The organism is Halomonas sp. BLK-85, from assembly GCF_044792155.1.
In the GTDB taxonomy this organism is placed as follows: Bacteria; Pseudomonadota; Gammaproteobacteria; order Pseudomonadales; family Halomonadaceae; genus Vreelandella.
In genome coordinates this window covers 2,648,516-2,663,507 of record NZ_CP087731.1, presented here as the reverse complement: position 1 = coordinate 2,663,507, position 14,992 = coordinate 2,648,516, and the positions used below count along the sequence as shown (strand labels likewise).

12 protein-coding genes are annotated in these 14,992 nt (G+C 55.1%); 10 read left to right on the top strand and 2 right to left on the bottom strand.

The features are described 5' to 3' along the window. From LL947_RS12080 to LL947_RS12055, 6 genes are all read left to right on the top strand, one after another. Positions 1–822, top strand: a complete 822-nt coding sequence (locus tag LL947_RS12080; protein ID WP_499833342.1) for an OmpA family protein — start codon at positions 1–3, stop codon at positions 820–822. 254 nt (positions 823–1,076) lie between these two features. Beyond that, positions 1,077–1,460, top strand: coding sequence for a hypothetical protein (locus LL947_RS12075; protein ID WP_404414217.1), 384 nt, complete (start codon positions 1,077–1,079; stop codon positions 1,458–1,460). Positions 1,461–1,476: 16 nt separating this feature from the next. Next, positions 1,477–1,842, top strand: coding sequence for a DUF6447 family protein (locus LL947_RS12070; RefSeq protein ID WP_290823705.1), 366 nt, complete (start codon positions 1,477–1,479; stop codon positions 1,840–1,842). 105 nt (positions 1,843–1,947) lie between these two features. Then, on the top strand, positions 1,948–2,895 hold the full coding sequence (locus tag LL947_RS12065; RefSeq protein WP_290823703.1) for an SH3 domain-containing protein: 948 nt from the start codon (positions 1,948–1,950) through the stop codon (positions 2,893–2,895). A gap of 316 nt (positions 2,896–3,211) precedes the next feature. After that, entirely contained in the window at positions 3,212–4,411 is a 1,200-nt protein-coding gene (locus tag LL947_RS12060) for a FecR family protein (protein ID WP_499833341.1), read from the top strand. Positions 4,412–4,520: 109 nt separating this feature from the next. Further along, a complete protein-coding gene (locus LL947_RS12055) occupies positions 4,521–6,704 on the top strand; it encodes a CHASE2 domain-containing protein (RefSeq protein WP_499833340.1) in 2,184 nt (727 codons plus the stop codon). Here the strand turns inward: LL947_RS12055 and tsaA are convergent. After that, on the bottom strand, positions 6,701–7,429 hold the full coding sequence (gene tsaA, locus LL947_RS12050; protein WP_499833339.1) for a tRNA (N6-threonylcarbamoyladenosine(37)-N6)-methyltransferase TrmO: 729 nt from the start codon (positions 7,427–7,429) through the stop codon (positions 6,701–6,703). The two genes, LL947_RS12055 and tsaA, sit on opposite strands and share 4 nt — an antisense overlap. A 145-nt stretch (positions 7,430–7,574) precedes the next feature. Between tsaA and LL947_RS12045 the strand changes: the two genes are divergently transcribed. Continuing rightward, positions 7,575–8,102: a GNAT family N-acetyltransferase gene (locus LL947_RS12045; RefSeq protein ID WP_290823695.1), complete on the top strand. Its 528-nt coding sequence runs from the start codon at positions 7,575–7,577 to the stop codon at positions 8,100–8,102. A gap of 181 nt (positions 8,103–8,283) precedes the next feature. Here LL947_RS12045 and nadC read toward each other — a convergent pair whose 3' ends face one another. Further along, entirely contained in the window at positions 8,284–9,141 is an 858-nt protein-coding gene (gene nadC, locus LL947_RS12040; protein WP_499833338.1) for a carboxylating nicotinate-nucleotide diphosphorylase, read from the bottom strand. A 101-nt stretch (positions 9,142–9,242) separates the two neighbouring features. On the opposite strand from nadC, the gene ampD reads away from it, so the two are divergent. From ampD to aceF, 3 genes are all read left to right on the top strand, one after another. After that, positions 9,243–9,827 carry a 1,6-anhydro-N-acetylmuramyl-L-alanine amidase AmpD gene (gene ampD, locus LL947_RS12035; RefSeq protein WP_290823693.1) on the top strand — a complete coding sequence of 195 codons (585 nt, stop codon included), beginning with the start codon at positions 9,243–9,245 and terminating at the stop codon, positions 9,825–9,827. A gap of 384 nt (positions 9,828–10,211) precedes the next feature. After that, complete coding sequence (gene aceE, locus LL947_RS12030; RefSeq protein ID WP_499833337.1) at positions 10,212–12,884, top strand: pyruvate dehydrogenase (acetyl-transferring), homodimeric type; 2,673 nt, start codon at positions 10,212–10,214, stop codon at positions 12,882–12,884. 57 nt (positions 12,885–12,941) lie between these two features. Beyond that, complete coding sequence (gene aceF / locus LL947_RS12025; RefSeq protein ID WP_499833336.1) at positions 12,942–14,966, top strand: dihydrolipoyllysine-residue acetyltransferase; 2,025 nt, start codon at positions 12,942–12,944, stop codon at positions 14,964–14,966. Positions 14,967–14,992: the final 26 nt, after the last annotated feature.

Here is a 14,992-nt window from a genome sequence, read left to right as displayed (position 1 = left end):
ATGCACACTAATCCAATGTTGAAGGCGGCCCTCGGGGTCGCCAGTATGGCCACAATCCTGACGTTGGCGGGTTGTGCTAGCCCGCCAAATAACGATCGTGCCGATATTGTTGACGCGGGCGATGGTTGGCCGGCACTGAATGATAAGTGGTACGACGGCGGCAAATTTGTTGAGCCAGATGATATTTTGCGTATCCGCGAAGGCCAGAGTAAGCATCAGGTTCGTCATTTACTTGGCGACCCACACTTCAGTGAAGGCTTCTTCGGTGTTCGAGAGTGGGACTATGTTTTCAATCTTTACACCGATGAAGGTGAAGGAAATGACTATATAACGTGCCAGTACAAAGTCATTTACGATGAAGATATGTCACTTGAAAGCACGCGTTGGCGTGATCAGCAGTGCCCGGTTCTGCTTGCGCCTATTGAAGTAGAGGAGGTGGAAGAAGATAGATTGCTAACCCTGTCAGGTGATGTGCTTTTCGATTTCGACAGTGATGAACTGACGCTGGAAGGGCGTCGTGCCTTGGATCGGGTGGCGGAACAGACGTTGGCTGACTTTGAATTGCCTGGGCTAATGATTGCTGGCTACACCGACCGCTTCGGAAGTGAAAGTTATAATATGCGACTTTCCCAGTCTCGCGCGGATACAGTTGCCGGTTATCTGGCGGGCAAAGGCATCATGCGCGGTAATATAGACACGCTGGGGCGCGGTGAAGCTGACCCGGTGGTGGAATGCTCGGGTGCTCGTGCAACGGCTGCCGTGAGGGAATGCTTACGGCCTAATCGTCGCGTTGAAATTAACGTCACAGAACTGCAGCGCTAGTCTGCAATGAACCAACAGGGTATTTGGCGGTAGATGCTGCCAAATGCCCTGTTTTTATTGGATAGTAAATTAGATTTTAATGATTTACATAAGTTCTTAATTTCAGCTTATCAAACTCTTTTAATGGGATTTGTTTAAGCCTATTCTTGGAAATGAAATATTCAGGCACTGTTAAACGCTTAACAGGTTGTTAAGCGGCCTGTTTGTTCCGTTCAGTATTTGAAACCTTCAGACGTACTTTAAGGAAAAGTAGCATGAGACTATTGGGCTATTTCGCCACCTTCATTTTGACAGTTGGCGCAGCAGTTGTGCTTTCTGTTTTTAGCATCAATGTATTGGCGGAGCAGGGTGACGGTAAGAGTAGCGCGGATATTGACCAGAGCTCTGTCTGCGTAGCGTCCAGCGATGAGCAAGCGCTGAATTGTCCCGCAGGGGAAATGTTCATGGCCCGCCTGGCGCTGAGTGAGGCTGATGTGGAGAACCCTCTGGTCAGGGATAGACGTCTGCTTAACACCATGGCGCTTTACTGCGATACCAACTATCAGATTCACCAAACCCAGACAGGGGTTTTATGCGTGTTGACTCATGAGCGGATCAACGTGTCTTCAGACGAGACAACTGCTGAACCTGCTGAATAAAACGGAGCGATTGATCATGAGCAAGGCTCGCAACACACGTCGTAAAAATACGCAATCAGAGACAACTGAAACGCAGTCAACCGTTGAAAGTCAGGGTGATAACAATATGACGGATAATAATCTCGACGAAAATAATATCTCATCACAGAAAGAGGCGGTGGCTGTAGGAGATAGTAACCAGCAGCCAACCGTCACGATTGATGGCAATGAATATGCTCTTGAGAGCCTCGGACAAAAAGGACGTGAGCAGCTACAAAATCTACGTGTTACTGATTATGAATTGCAGCGCTTACAGGACAGGTTAGCCATTACCCGAACAGCGCGTAATACTTATGCGCGTATTCTGGCTGATATAGTTCAGGATATAGAGCCTGCTAAATAATAAGTTTTAGTGCCTCCTGGATATTTTTTATCCAGGGGCAGCCAGGTCCAGACTCTGATGCTATCGGGTAATGCCTGTTAGCATTGTGATATAAGAGCGCTCATCATGATGTTTATCAAACGACCAAAAGCCTTTTTTGTTGTTGCTTTCATGGGGGCTTACGCGGCTCTGTTATCTCCACCTATCCATGCTGACTATAAAAAAGGGATGGAGGAGTATAAGAGCGGTAACTTTGCCTCGGCAGTTCATGAGTGGCGAACGGCTGCTGAGAAAGGAGATGGTGAGTCTCAGTTTGCCCTGGGCACAATGTTTGAGCGCGGCGAAGGGGTCAAGCAGGATTCAGATAAAGCCTACAAATGGTTCCGGCTCGCGGCAGATAACGACTCGGTGGATGCGCAGGTGCACCTTGCTGGCATGTTCATGCGTGAAGAAATTGACGGCAAGGGGCCTGAAGACGCTGTCGAGTGGTTACAGCGCGCGGCGGAAGCTGAAGATGTATCGGCTCAGTTTCAGCTGGGCTTGATATATCTGGAAGGGATGGGCGTGGATGAAGACCCTGAGTTGGCAGCGCGGTGGTTTTCGCTGGCCGCAGAGCAGGGACATGTCCGTGCTCAGAATAATATCGGTAACCTTTACGAGAATGGGCGTGGTGTAGAACAAAGCCTTGAACGGGCTTTTGAATGGTATGAGCGCGCAGCAAAGCAAAATGATCCGTTTGCCCAGAACAACCTGGGGGCTATGTATGCTCGAGGCAGTGGCGTAGAGCGCAATCATGCCTGGGCGGTCTTCTGGTTCGTAAACGCAGCGCAAGGAGGCAATGAACTGGCGTTGGAAAATATCAATATCAGTCGAAAAAATCTTCAAGTGAAAGAAATTGCCGCCAGCAGGGTGAATATTCGTGCTGGCAACAGCACAGCGTATGAGCGTGTGGGGCAGTTGGTGCGTGGCTCCAATGTCTATGTTCTGGGCAGTACTGAAGGGTGGAGTCAGGTGCATTTCGATAGTGAGCAGGGCCCTATGCTGGGCTGGGTTTCCAATACGCTGATTGAGTAGCGACTGGAAACGCTGGGTGATCATTGTATGCGGTTTTTTATATTTAGTTACTTTTAATGTATCATCCGGATGCACGCAAGCGTCCTGTTACATTATCCGTTACGTTGATCACTGAGGCGTTATCATGAAGAATTTTCATCATACTGAAAGGGGTGTTTTTTGCTTCATCTACCTTCAGTGTCTGCAGTATTTCTTCACCAGGCTTTCACTCGTTGCTTTGTTGTTTCTGGTTGCTCCACTGGTAGCTGCTGATGCAGATTCCAATAACACGGAGCCCGGCTTGCTGGGTACCGAATTGAAACTGTCTGATTCAGTTATGTCAGATATAGCCCCTGGCGAGGATCAAGACGCCAGGGTGCATCGGGTAAAGCCTGGAGAAACCCTCTGGGATATCGCAGAACTTTATTTCGATAACCCGGATGATTGGCCGTTTCTCCAACAAATCAACACGATAGAAGATCCAGAAATGCTACAGCCAGGCACCCTGGTTGATATTGACATTCAGGATGCGTTTCCGCTCTCCGTGCTATATCTCAATGGTGATGCCTGGCGCGTGGTGGATGGTCGGCGAGAACCCCTTGAGCAAGGGATCATTGTCGACGAAGGCGATGTTGTTGAAACAGGTAGGGGCGCGTCATTGACGCTGGAAATGAGTGATGGTGCGCGTGCTGTTATCCCTTCCAATTCACTTGTTATGGTTAGCCGCGATGGGGAGCGGGGTATACGCCTCATTCTTGAGCAAGGCGAGGTAGAGTCTCAGGTGCCCTCGAGACAGAACTCTCAGCGTCCTTATACTATTCAAACGACCAGCGGTGTACTGGGTGTGCGTGGCACACGTTTTGCCGTCAGTCATGGCGATGAAGCAATGGTGTCTTCGGTCTATGAGGGGAAGGTTGCGGCAAGGAGCCAGCAAGCTGCACGGCGTGCGCAATTGAATGCCGGGCAGGGAACGCGTATTTCCGACCAGGGTGACATTGAGGTTGTTGGTTTGCTGATGCCCCCGGAATTACTGGATGCAAGGTCCCTGGCAGTCGGAGATCTTGTCGTTTCAGTAGAATCAGTGCCCCAGGCAAGGCGTTACCGGGCACAGCTTGCGCGTGATGCCACGGCCTTGGATGTCATAGCTGAACAGCGCAGCACGTCGCCAGAATTCACCTTTCCATCCCTTCCCTTTGAGGACTACTACCTACGTGTTGCGGCCGTTGATGAGCTGGGGATCGTGGGTGAATATTCCCAGGACCTGATTCAGCATTTTTCAAACGGTGTAAGTGTTGAGCGGCTGGATGATGCGTGGCGTTTTGACTGGCAGCGTCAGGAAAATACACCCAGCAGGCTTGAGCTGTCTTTTGACCCGTCCTTTGATCGACCTTTGGTCAGTTATCCGCCTGTCACTACGGGTGAAATCCTACTAAGAAACGTACCCGAGGGCGACGTTTTCTGGCGAGTGGTCTCACTTGATGATGAGGATAACGTTACCCACGTTATCGATAGTGGCGCACTTGATGCGACAGAGTAATCACGAGCTGTCAGGAATCGGAGCGACCCGGACGCTTCACCAGCGCTTTGTAAAAAGTTGGTGGGCTATGGTGAGTCTCTTACTGCCTGTTGCTTTTTTGATTCACAGCATGTCGCCTTTGCTGTCGGATAATTACTTTTATGATGCCTGGTTATCACTGCAGTCGTCACCACCGTCCAGTGATATCCTGATTATTGAGATTGACGAACCGAGCCTGCAACGACTGGGGCGCTGGCCCTGGCCACGCGATATTCATGCCCGATTGATTGACAGGCTTGATGCCGCCAACGCCGCAACGGTGGTGATGGATATCCTGCTGGCTGAACCCAGCCGCGAACCGCAACATGATGTGGCACTTGCGAACGCGATGGAAGCGCATGGCAATGTCTATCTGCCGCTTGTTCTGTTGTCAGAGCAGCCACCAGGTGGCCCATATCGGGATATCTTGATGCCCATACCGGCTCTTGAATCCGCAGCGGCCGCTGTGGGGCATATTAATATTCTTCTCGACAATGATGGCGTTGCTCGTCAGGTAATGCTCAAGAAGGCGCGCAGGAACACGCAATGGCGACAGCTGATGGCCAGTGTGACCACACCCTCTGAGGAGTTACCTGACTCAACCCCGGTTCGGATTCCCTACCGTGGATGGCCTGACCATTATCCGTCTGTTTCCTATCATGATGTACTGGAAGGACGTCTGCCAGGATCCTTTCTTGAAGGCCGCACGGTGCTGATAGGCATGACCGCTATCGGCATGGGCGATCGTTATAACATGTCACTGCTTTCCCATGACATGATGCCAGGCGTGGAAGTACATGCACATTTGCTGGATGCCCTGCGTGACGACAAGCTGATCTATCAAGTACAGCCTCTGCTGGGTGCCTTGTTAGCCGGTTTACCCATCATCCTGCTGATGCTGCTTGCCTGGTGGTTGCGTTTCCGGTTCATGTTGGCGGTTGTCGTAGGGCTATCGATAGGAGTGCTATGTGCTTCACTGGCGGCCCTGAACCTGGGTTGGTGGTGGCCACCCTCTGCCAGCCTGATTGCCTTGGCTCTCTCGTTTGTAGTGATTATCTGGCGTACTCAGGCCACTTTACTGGCCTGGTTTGAGCATGAGCTAAAGGTGCTGTACAAAGAGCCCCCCATTCTGCCTTACCAGCAATACAGCCTGGCACTGCCTGAGGGAGCCAAACTTTATCAACAGCTGCAATCGCTGGAGTTTGCGATGGCACGCCTGGTGAACGGTCGGCGTTTTGTGCTTGATGTCATGCATTCGCTGCCGCTTCCGATTTTTATACTCAATGAAAATGGTGCTGTGCTGCTAGCCAACCTTAAGGCAGTACAATTAGGCAGGGAAACACAAGACAAGCCTATTCAACATATTGAAGCCCTTCCGGACGTAGTCTGCTTTGAGGACGAGCGCGGTTTTTCCAGTTTGTGGCCGCCTATCGCTTTTGATAAAGAGTCGTCGCCATCGATGTTGAGTGGTGGGCTGTGTAAGGATCTGGAGGGTAATACCTATCGAATGGAAATGGGTCGTCTGACAACATCAACGACCACAATGCCGGGTGGTTGGCTGGTGTGGCTGGTGGATCTGACCAGTGAAGTCGAGATTGAAGCTCAGCGTGCCAGCATGCTGAACTTTCTCTCTCATGACATGAAAGCACCGCAGACTCGCGCACTGGCGTTAATTGATGCTCAGCAGGAAAATGGCAATGCCTTACCTGAAGCGAGGTTTTATCGGCAGATCAAACAGAGTCTTAGGCAGAGCCTGTCAATGATCAACGATTTTATCGGTTTGACGCGGGCTCAGTCGTTTGACATGAAAAAAGACTTTGTTCTGTTTGAAGACCTGATAATGGAGGTGCTCGATCAGGCTCGACCGCTTGCATGTGCCAAGCGGATAACACTCAACAGCGAATTCAATGATGAAGACGGCGCGCCCGTCTTCGGTGATAAAGGCTATCTGGCGCGTGCTGCCTTTAACCTGATGGAAAATGCTATCAAATACGGCCATGAAGATGGCCAGGTTTGGGTGTCTGTGAGAGCAGATAAACACTGGGTAACGCTGGAAGTGACAGACAACGGTCCGGGAATTCACGAGGCAGAGACCGAGCGGATTTTTGATAATTTCCATCGCAGCGAGGGTCCAAGTGGCATCAAAGGCCATGGCCTTGGTCTGGCACTCGTCAAGACAGTGGCGGAGAACCACGGCGGGACGGTTCACTGTTCGAGTGCCCTGGGTAAAGGAAGCCGCTTTGTGCTCAAGCTGCCCTCCGAAGCGCTGGATTAGCCTCGTGATGCTATGCGCAAGACATAAATGCTCCGCTTGCCGCCAGTGCCCTGGCCCATCTCAAATTGCACATCCACATCGCGTAGGGGTAAACCGTACACCCGCTCGCAATGGTCGTCATGATAGGCGGGTCGTGGGTCCTGCTCGAGCACCTGGCAAATCAGTTCACGCAGTGCCTGACCGTCATGGCGCATCTGCAAGGCCTTTTCCGCTGGCTCGGAAAAGCGAACGTTCAGAAGGCCAGGAGAGGCAGGCGCGAACCCCGCGCGCGCATTGATACCGCTATCTGCCCAGGGCAGGTATGGCTTGATGTCTATAACCGGTGTGCCGTCGACAAGATCGGCGCCTTTCAGGTGTAATCGAACCCCTTTGCGGGTATCAATCTGCTCAAGGGCAACCAGCGACAGCCCTAACCGGTTGGGACGGTTGGGGCTTCGGCTGGCAAAGACGCCTACTTTTCTGTTACCCCCCAGACGAGGCGGTCGAACCATGGGCGACCAGCGTTCAGGATTGCGATGAAAAATAAAGCTGACCCATAGGTGGCTGAAATCCTCCAGGCCACGCACGCACAGCGGGTCATCATAGGGTGAGACAAGTTCAAGCGTGGCGCTGGCGGCGGTAACCAGCCCGGGCTGGCGGGGAACGCCAAACTTGTCCGGGTAATCACTGCTGATAATGCCAATCGGTGTTAAGCTGAAATGTGAAGCTTTCGTCGGGTCAGGCATGGTATGTAATGATCTGATTGCAAAATAAGCTGGCTGAGGGCCCGTCCTGGCAGATGAGCGCTTATCAGTATAAGCTCTTTTTTTATTTCGATTGCCTCTGACGGCCAAAAAAACAAACGCCCTGATACTAACTGGAGACGCAAAGATGGCAGACGTGTTGGCTCCGACTTCCGCGACAAACGCCTCTAGGATTGTTTATCGCCAGGCCTTGGTGCGCGATGCCGCTGATCAGGCAGAGGTGTTTTATCATGCGGTAATGCAGGGGGCCGCCAATCACTACACCCTGGCTCAGCGTCGTGCCTGGGCCAATGTGCTCCCCCGTGAAGCCAGCGCCTGGGCGGCGCGTCACCTGCTCTATTCAACCTTGGTGGCCACCAGTGATCATCGCTGTGTAGGTTTTATCGAGCTGGACGGACGTAATGGGCGGGTTGAAACTCTTTATGTCTGGCCATCGTTGTCAGGCCGTGGCATCGGGACAACGCTCTTGATTCATGCCGAACGCCTGCTGCTGGAGGACGGCCATACGGCGATTGAAATCGAAGCCAGTGCAATGCTGGTTGATCGCCTTCAGCGCCGCCACTGGCAAAACCTGGGTGAACAGATGGTCGAACGCGGCGGCGAACTGTTAACACGCTACCGCTTACGCAAACAGCTGAATGCAGTCGAAACCTGAGGGTGGATGGTGAGTCGTTGAATTGCGAATCCACCCTACGGGTCGCTCACGCTCTGATCATGATGGTAATAACGGGCACCGCCGTCCCGGCGTCGCCGGGGTGGTGGATTGCTGCGCGAATCCACCCTACAAGCGCTTGGTGGATGGCTGCGCGAATCCACCCTAGAGGTCATTGCCTGTCTCACGTCTCTCCATGGATCTCGGTTATCCGCATCGATAGATCAATGGCCTTGATGTCCTTGGTGAGCGCACCGCTGGAAATGCAGTCAACGCCGGTTTCGGCGATGGCTCGTAGCGTGGTGGCATCAACGTTGCCTGAGGCCTCAAGAGTGGCGCGTCCTGCCGTACGCTCGACCGCTTCGCGAAGTTCCTCCAGCGAGAAATTATCCAGCATGATGGTGTCGGCGCCGACTTCCAGAGCGGCATCAAGCTCAGCAAAGGTTTCCACTTCAACTTCCAGCGGCAGGTCGCTGGCCAGTTTGCGAGCTTCTTTCACGGCAGCGCCAATGCCCCCACAGGCCGCAATGTGGTTTTCCTTGATCAGAAAGGCATCCCATAGCCCGATGCGGTGGTTATACCCACCGCCACAGGTCACGGCGTACTTCTGTGCCAGGCGCATATTGGGCAGTGTCTTGCGTGTATCAAGCAGGCGCGTATGCGTGCCGGCGAGTAAATCCACATAGTGCCGGGTGGCGGTGGCCGTGGCGGACAGCGTCTGCAATACATTCAAGGCAGCGCGTTCACCGGTCAGCAGGCTGCGGGCTGGGCCTTCAAGCATCAGAAAGGCCTGATTCGGTTCCAGGTGATCACCGTCAGCCGCCTGCCAGTCCAGCACAATGCGTCCATCCAGGCGGCGAAAAATTTCATCGACCCAGGCAACGCCACATAACACTGCAGGCTCGCGGGTAATCACATGGGCCCTGGCCCACTGTGAATCAGGAATCAGCTGTGCCGTCATGTCACCGGGGCCAACATCCTCTGCCAACAGGTGGGCAGCATTGGCGCGGATTTCTTCAGCGAGGGCAGTATAGTAGTGCATGGCGGTGTGAATTCCCTTGGCATTGATGGTCTGCTGACAAGTATAGTGAATCAGGTCCCGAGACGTCATTGTCCTATTTAACAGAATGGAGTCTGCAGTCGATGCTGAAGTTTTCAGATCAAGACTCGCCCCCTATGTCAGCCCGACGCTACGTGCCTTCTCCCAATGCCGATGAGCGCCCCTCGGGTGAGGTATCCCTGATAGTACTGCATGCCATCAGCCTGCCGCCGGGGCAGTTTGGTGGAGATGCCATCGAGGCATTGTTTACCAATCGGCTGGATGCCCGGGAACACCCGTATTTTGCCGGCATTGCGCAATTAAGGGTTTCGGCTCATTTTCTGATTCGTCGCGACGGCGAGTGCGTGCAGTTTGTTGAGACGACCCGCCGCGCCTGGCATGCCGGTCGCTCCTGTTGGTGGGATGCGCGCCGTGGTCAATGGCGGCAGGCGCTGAATGATTTTTCTATCGGCATAGAGCTGGAAGGTGACGATGAGACACCTTTCAGGCAGGCGCAGTACACGACCCTGGCCAACCTGGTGCATGAGCAGGGTGTCAAACATCCTGCGCTTGATCTGTCACGGATTACCAGCCATGCCAGGGTAGCACCGCTTCGAAAATCTGATCCTGGGCCTGCCTTTGATTGGGCCTACTTTTTCCAATGCCTAGGCAAGATTAAGCCTGGATGAAGCCCCGATTAGAAAAAATATGTAATAAAACGGTAGTTTAACAACGTTAAAAAAAATGATGCTGCACAATGGGTTCTGTAATCTTTTGTTTTTGCTGCAGCGCATTATGCTGTTTTTGGTACAGTTTCGTCTGGATCCATAATTGGCAGTGCGGTGACTTTCCGGTATCTTCTGCTATACGAAAGGGTAATATATTAGTTTATATTGGTAGGTTTACTACATTTTGTTGTTCTGCCTGAATCGCTGGCAAGGGTGCTGGTTCAGGGTCTACATTGAACTGTCAGGTCGGTGTCTTTGTTGCTGAGTCGCCGATTTTAAACACAGATCAGGCCCCATTTTGGTTTGCGGGGCATTTGTCATTTATCGTCATTCGGAGAGACCTCAATGAGTCTGGAGACAAAAGAAGATCTCGATCCGCTCGAAACCCAGGAGTGGTTGGATTCCCTGGAATCGGTGTTGGATCGCGAGGGTGAAGAACGTGCCCGACACCTGATGACTCTCTTGGCGGATCGCATGCGCCGGGATGGTATGAAGGTGCCCTTTTCGGTGACGACTCCGCACCGCAACACCATTCCGGTTCATCGCGAAGCGCCCATGCCGGGTGATCTGTTCATGGAACGGCGCATCCGTTCCATGGTGCGCTATAACGCTATTGCCCAGGTCATTCGCAACAACCGCGCCAAGCCTGGCCTGGGCGGTCACATTGCCAGCTTCATGTCATCGGCAACGCTTTATGATGTCGGTTTCAACCACTTCTTCCGTGGCCCTGAAGGCGATTTTGACGGTGATCTTGTCTATATCCAGGGCCACGTGGCGCCGGGTGTCTATGCCCGTGCCTACCTGCTCGGGCGTCTGTCCGAAGACCAGATGGACCGTTTCCGTCAGGAAGTTGATGGCGATGGCCTGTCGTCCTACCCGCACCCCTGGCTGATGCCCGATTTCTGGCAGTTCCCGACGGTATCCATGGGCCTTGGGCCGCTGATGGCCATCTATCAGGCCCACGTCATGAAGTACCTCCACTCACGGGAAATGAAGGACATGCAGGATCGCAAGATCTGGTGCTTCATGGGCGACGGTGAGTGTGACGAGCCTGAATCCCTGGGGGCGATTTCCCTGGCGGGCCGCGAGAACCTGGATAACCTGATTTTCGTGATCAACTGTAATCTGCAGCGTCTTGATGGCCCGGTCCGGGGTAACGGGCGGATCATTGATGAGCTGGAAGGCGTCTTCCGCGGGGCGGGCTGGAACGTTCTCAAGGTTGTCTGGGGTCGCCACTGGGATCCGCTGTTCGAGCAGGACAAGAAAGGTATCCTGCAAAAACGCATGGATGAAGCCGTTGACGGTGAATATCAGAACTACAAGGCCAACGGTGGCGGTTATACCCGCGAGCACTTCTTTGGTAAGTATCCTGAGACCGAAGCCATGGTCAAGGATATGTCCGATGATGATATCTGGAAGCTCAACCGCGGCGGCCATGACCCCTTCAAGGTGTACGCGGCCTACCATGAGGCGGTCAACAACGCCAATGGCAAGCCGACGGTGATTCTCGCCCACACCATCAAGGGCTACGGCATGGGCAGCGGTGACGGCGAAGCGGCCAACGAGGCCCACCAGGTCAAGAGCATGGAATACGAAGCGCTCAAGACGTTCCGAGATCGCTTTGGCATTCCGCTGACCGATGAACAGCTCAAGGAGGTGCCTTACTACAAGCCGGACGATGATTCGCCCGAGCTCAAGTACATGCATCTGCAGCGTGAGCGTCTGGGGGGGTTCCTGCCCCAGCGCCGCCATGAATTCGAGCCGCTGGTGATTCCCGGCCTCGACGACAAGGCCTTTGCCTCACAGATGGGCGGTTCCAAGGGGCGTGAAGTGTCCACTACCATGGCCTTTGTGCGGGTGCTCACCGGCCTGGTCAAGGACAAGAACATCGGCAAGCAGGTCGTGCCCATCGTGCCTGACGAAGCGCGCACCTTCGGCATGGAAGGCATGTTCCGCCAGCTGGGCATCTATACCTCGGAAGGGCAGAAATATGAGCCGGTCGACAAAGGCCAGATCATGTTCTATCGCGAGGACCAGAAGGGCCAGATCCTGGAGGAAGGCATTTCCGAAGCAGGCGCCATGTCCGCCTGGATCGCCGCGGCCACGTCCTACGCCAACCACAGCCTTCCGCTGTTGCCGTTCTACGTCTACTACTCGATGTTTGGTTTCCAGCGCATCGGTGATCTGGCCTGGGCCGCGGGTGACATGCAGGCGCGTGGCTTCATGATCGGCGGTACCGCCGGGCGCACCACCCTCAACGGCGAGGGCCTGCAGCATCAGGATGGCCACAGCCTGATCCAGGCCTCCACCATCCCCAACTGCAGAAGCTATGACCCGACCTATGCTCATGAAGTCGCGGTGATCATGCAGGACGGCCTGAAGCGGATGTTTGTCGATAAGGAAAACTGCTTCTACTACCTGACGGTGATGAACGAGAACTACGAGCATCCTGCGCTGGACGACGTGCCCACGGATGACATCATCAAGGGCATGTACCTGCTGCGTGAAACCCAGGGTGACAAGGGCCGCGTGCAGCTGCTCGGCTCCGGCACCATTCTGCGCGAAGTGGAAGCCGGTGCCGAACTGCTCGAAAAGGACTGGGGCATCGGCGCGGATATCTGGAGTGTACCCAGCTTTAACGAGCTGCGTCGCGAGGCCCTGCTGCTGGAGCGCACCGCTTTCCTCAACCCGGATGACGAGGCGCCCAAGCCGCATATCACCCAGTGCCTGGAAGGCCGTGATGGTCCGGCGGTGGCTGCTACCGATTACATGAAGCTCTACGCCGACCAGGTTCGCGCCTGGGTGCCGACCGAGTACAGCGTTCTGGGCACGGACGGTTTTGGCCGCTCGGATACCCGTGAAAAGCTGCGTTACTTCTTTGAGGTGGACCGTTATTTCGTTGTAGTAGCGGCACTCAAGGCGCTGGCTGACCGCGGTGACATCAAACGCACCCAGGTCGGTGAGGCTTTGAAGAAATACGGCATTGATCCTAATAAACCCAACCCGCTGACCAGCTGATCCGCAGTCCGGCGGGCATCGCCCGCCGACTTGATCCGATTTTAAAGGAGCGCGACCTTGAGTAGCGAAATCATCAAAGTCCCCGACATCGGCGGTGATACCGATGTTGAAATCATCGAGATTGCGGTGTCAGAAGGCGACGTTATCGAAGCGGAAGACACCCTGATCACCCTGGAATCCGACAAAGCCAGCATGGACGTGCCCGCCCCCCAGGGCGGTAAGGTCATCAAGGTGCTGGTCAAGGAAGGCGACACTGTTTCCGAAGGTGACGCCATCGTTGAAGTTGAAGCCGAAGGCGGTGGCGACAGCAGCGGGAGCGCTGGTGGAGAGAGTGCCGCACCGGCTCAGTCCGCGTCTGAGCCGGCCGCCGCGCCCGCCAGTGACGCCCCCAAGACAGCGGCCCCTGCCGCGGGCGGCAAGCAGACCGTCGATATCAAGGTGCCCGATCTGGGCGGCTCGGACAATGTTGAAATCATCGAGGTGGCGGTTAGCGCCGGCGATGACGTCAACGCCGAAGACACCCTGATTACCCTGGAATCCGACAAGGCCTCCATGGATGTGCCCAGCCCGCATGGCGGCAAGCTGATTGCATTGACCGTCAAGGAAGGCGATACCGTCTCTGAAGGCGATGTGATCGGCCAGATGGAAATTGCTGGCGGCAGTGGCGGCGCTGACAGCGTGCCTGCTTCCAGTGATGCACCTCAGCCCGCTGCCGAACCGGCGCCCGCCGCGCCACAGCAGGCCGCACCTGAGGCTTCAGGCGGTGGCGCACCGGAGCGTAAGGAAATCCGCGTACCGGATTTATCCGGTTCGTCGGATGTGCCGATTATCGAGATAGGCGTGGCTGCCGGTGATGAGGTTGACGAGGAAGACGCCCTGATCACCCTGGAGTCCGACAAGGCCTCCATGGATGTGCCCAGCCCCTACAAGGGCAAGCTGCTGGAACTGACCGTCAAGGAAGGCGATACGGTTTCCGAAGGCGATGTGATCGGCTATATCGAAGTGGCCGGCGCACCCGGCGCAGCGCCAGCTCCACAGGCAGCCGCTGAACCTGCCGCTGCCTCACAGCCCGCGCCGGCACCTGCCCCGGCAGCCAGCGCTGGGGCAGCGCCCAGCCCGGAAGCCCAGGTGGCCGCGCAGAAGCCGCGTGATGCCAAACTGGTGCATGCCGGTCCGGCGGTGCGTATGCTGGCCCGCGAGCTGGGCGTGGATCTTGGCCTGGTCAAGCCCACCGGCCCTAAAGAGCGCGTGCTCAAAGAAGACGTGCAGAACTACGTCAAGCAGGCGCTGGCCAATCCGCCCAGTGCCAAGCCTGGCGCGGCACCGGCCGCTGCTGCGGGTGGGGCCGGCATCCCACCGATTCCGGAAGTCGACTTCAGCCAGTTTGGTGAAGTGGAAGAAAAGCCAATGGGCCGCCTGCTCAAGATGGGCGCGACCAACCTGCATCGCAGCTGGCTGAACGTGCCTCACGTCACCCAGTTTGATGAAGCAGATATCACCGAACTGGAAGCCTTCCGCAAGGCCATGAAGGCCGAAGCGGAAGCTCAGGGCGCCAAGCTCACGCCGCTGCCCTTTATGGTCAAGGCCTGTGCCTTTGCACTGAGGAAGTTTCCCCAGTTCAATGTCAGCCTGAAGGGTGACGGCGAGACGCTGGTCTGGAAGAAGTATGTGCATATCGGGGTGGCGGTGGATACCCCAGAAGGCCTGATGGTGCCGGTGGTGCGCAACGCCGATCAGAAATCGCTGATCGAGATTGCCAAGGAAATGGCTGAGCTTGGCAAGAAAGCCCAGACCAAGAAGCTCAAACGCGATGAAATGACCGGCGGCTGCTTTACCATCTCCAGCCTCGGCTCGATTGGGGGGACTGCCTTCACGCCGATTGTGAACGCGCCGGAAGTGGCCATTCTGGGCGTTTCCAAATCCCAGATGAAGCCGGTATGGGACGGTGCCGCCTTCCAGCCGCGCCTGATGATGCCGCTGTCGCTGTCCTATGACCACCGCGCCATCAACGGTGCCGATGCCGCGCGTTTCACCGCCTTCCTGGCGGATGCACTGACCGATATCCGCCGTATGCTGCTGTAATATTAACGACCGTTCCAGCCTGGCAC

Excerpts from the sequence above, each read along its gene's own strand:
- LL947_RS12070 (WP_290823705.1), top strand. The coding sequence starts at position 1,477 with ATGAGCAAGGCTCGCAACACACGTCGTAAAAATACGCAATCAGAGACA.
- tsaA (WP_499833339.1), bottom strand. The coding sequence starts at position 7,429 with ATGCCTGACCCGACGAAAGCTTCACATTTCAGCTTAACACCGATTGGC.
- aceE (WP_499833337.1), top strand. The coding sequence starts at position 10,212 with ATGAGTCTGGAGACAAAAGAAGATCTCGATCCGCTCGAAACCCAGGAG.
- ampD (WP_290823693.1), top strand. The coding sequence starts at position 9,243 with ATGCTGAAGTTTTCAGATCAAGACTCGCCCCCTATGTCAGCCCGACGC.
- LL947_RS12080 (WP_499833342.1), top strand. The coding sequence starts at position 1 with ATGCACACTAATCCAATGTTGAAGGCGGCCCTCGGGGTCGCCAGTATG.
- nadC (WP_499833338.1), bottom strand. The coding sequence starts at position 9,141 with ATGCACTACTATACTGCCCTCGCTGAAGAAATCCGCGCCAATGCTGCC.
- LL947_RS12060 (WP_499833341.1), top strand. The coding sequence starts at position 3,212 with ATGTCAGATATAGCCCCTGGCGAGGATCAAGACGCCAGGGTGCATCGG.
- LL947_RS12065 (WP_290823703.1), top strand. The coding sequence starts at position 1,948 with ATGATGTTTATCAAACGACCAAAAGCCTTTTTTGTTGTTGCTTTCATG.
- LL947_RS12045 (WP_290823695.1), top strand. The coding sequence starts at position 7,575 with ATGGCAGACGTGTTGGCTCCGACTTCCGCGACAAACGCCTCTAGGATT.
- LL947_RS12055 (WP_499833340.1), top strand. The coding sequence starts at position 4,521 with ATGTCGCCTTTGCTGTCGGATAATTACTTTTATGATGCCTGGTTATCA.
- LL947_RS12075 (WP_404414217.1), top strand. The coding sequence starts at position 1,077 with ATGAGACTATTGGGCTATTTCGCCACCTTCATTTTGACAGTTGGCGCA.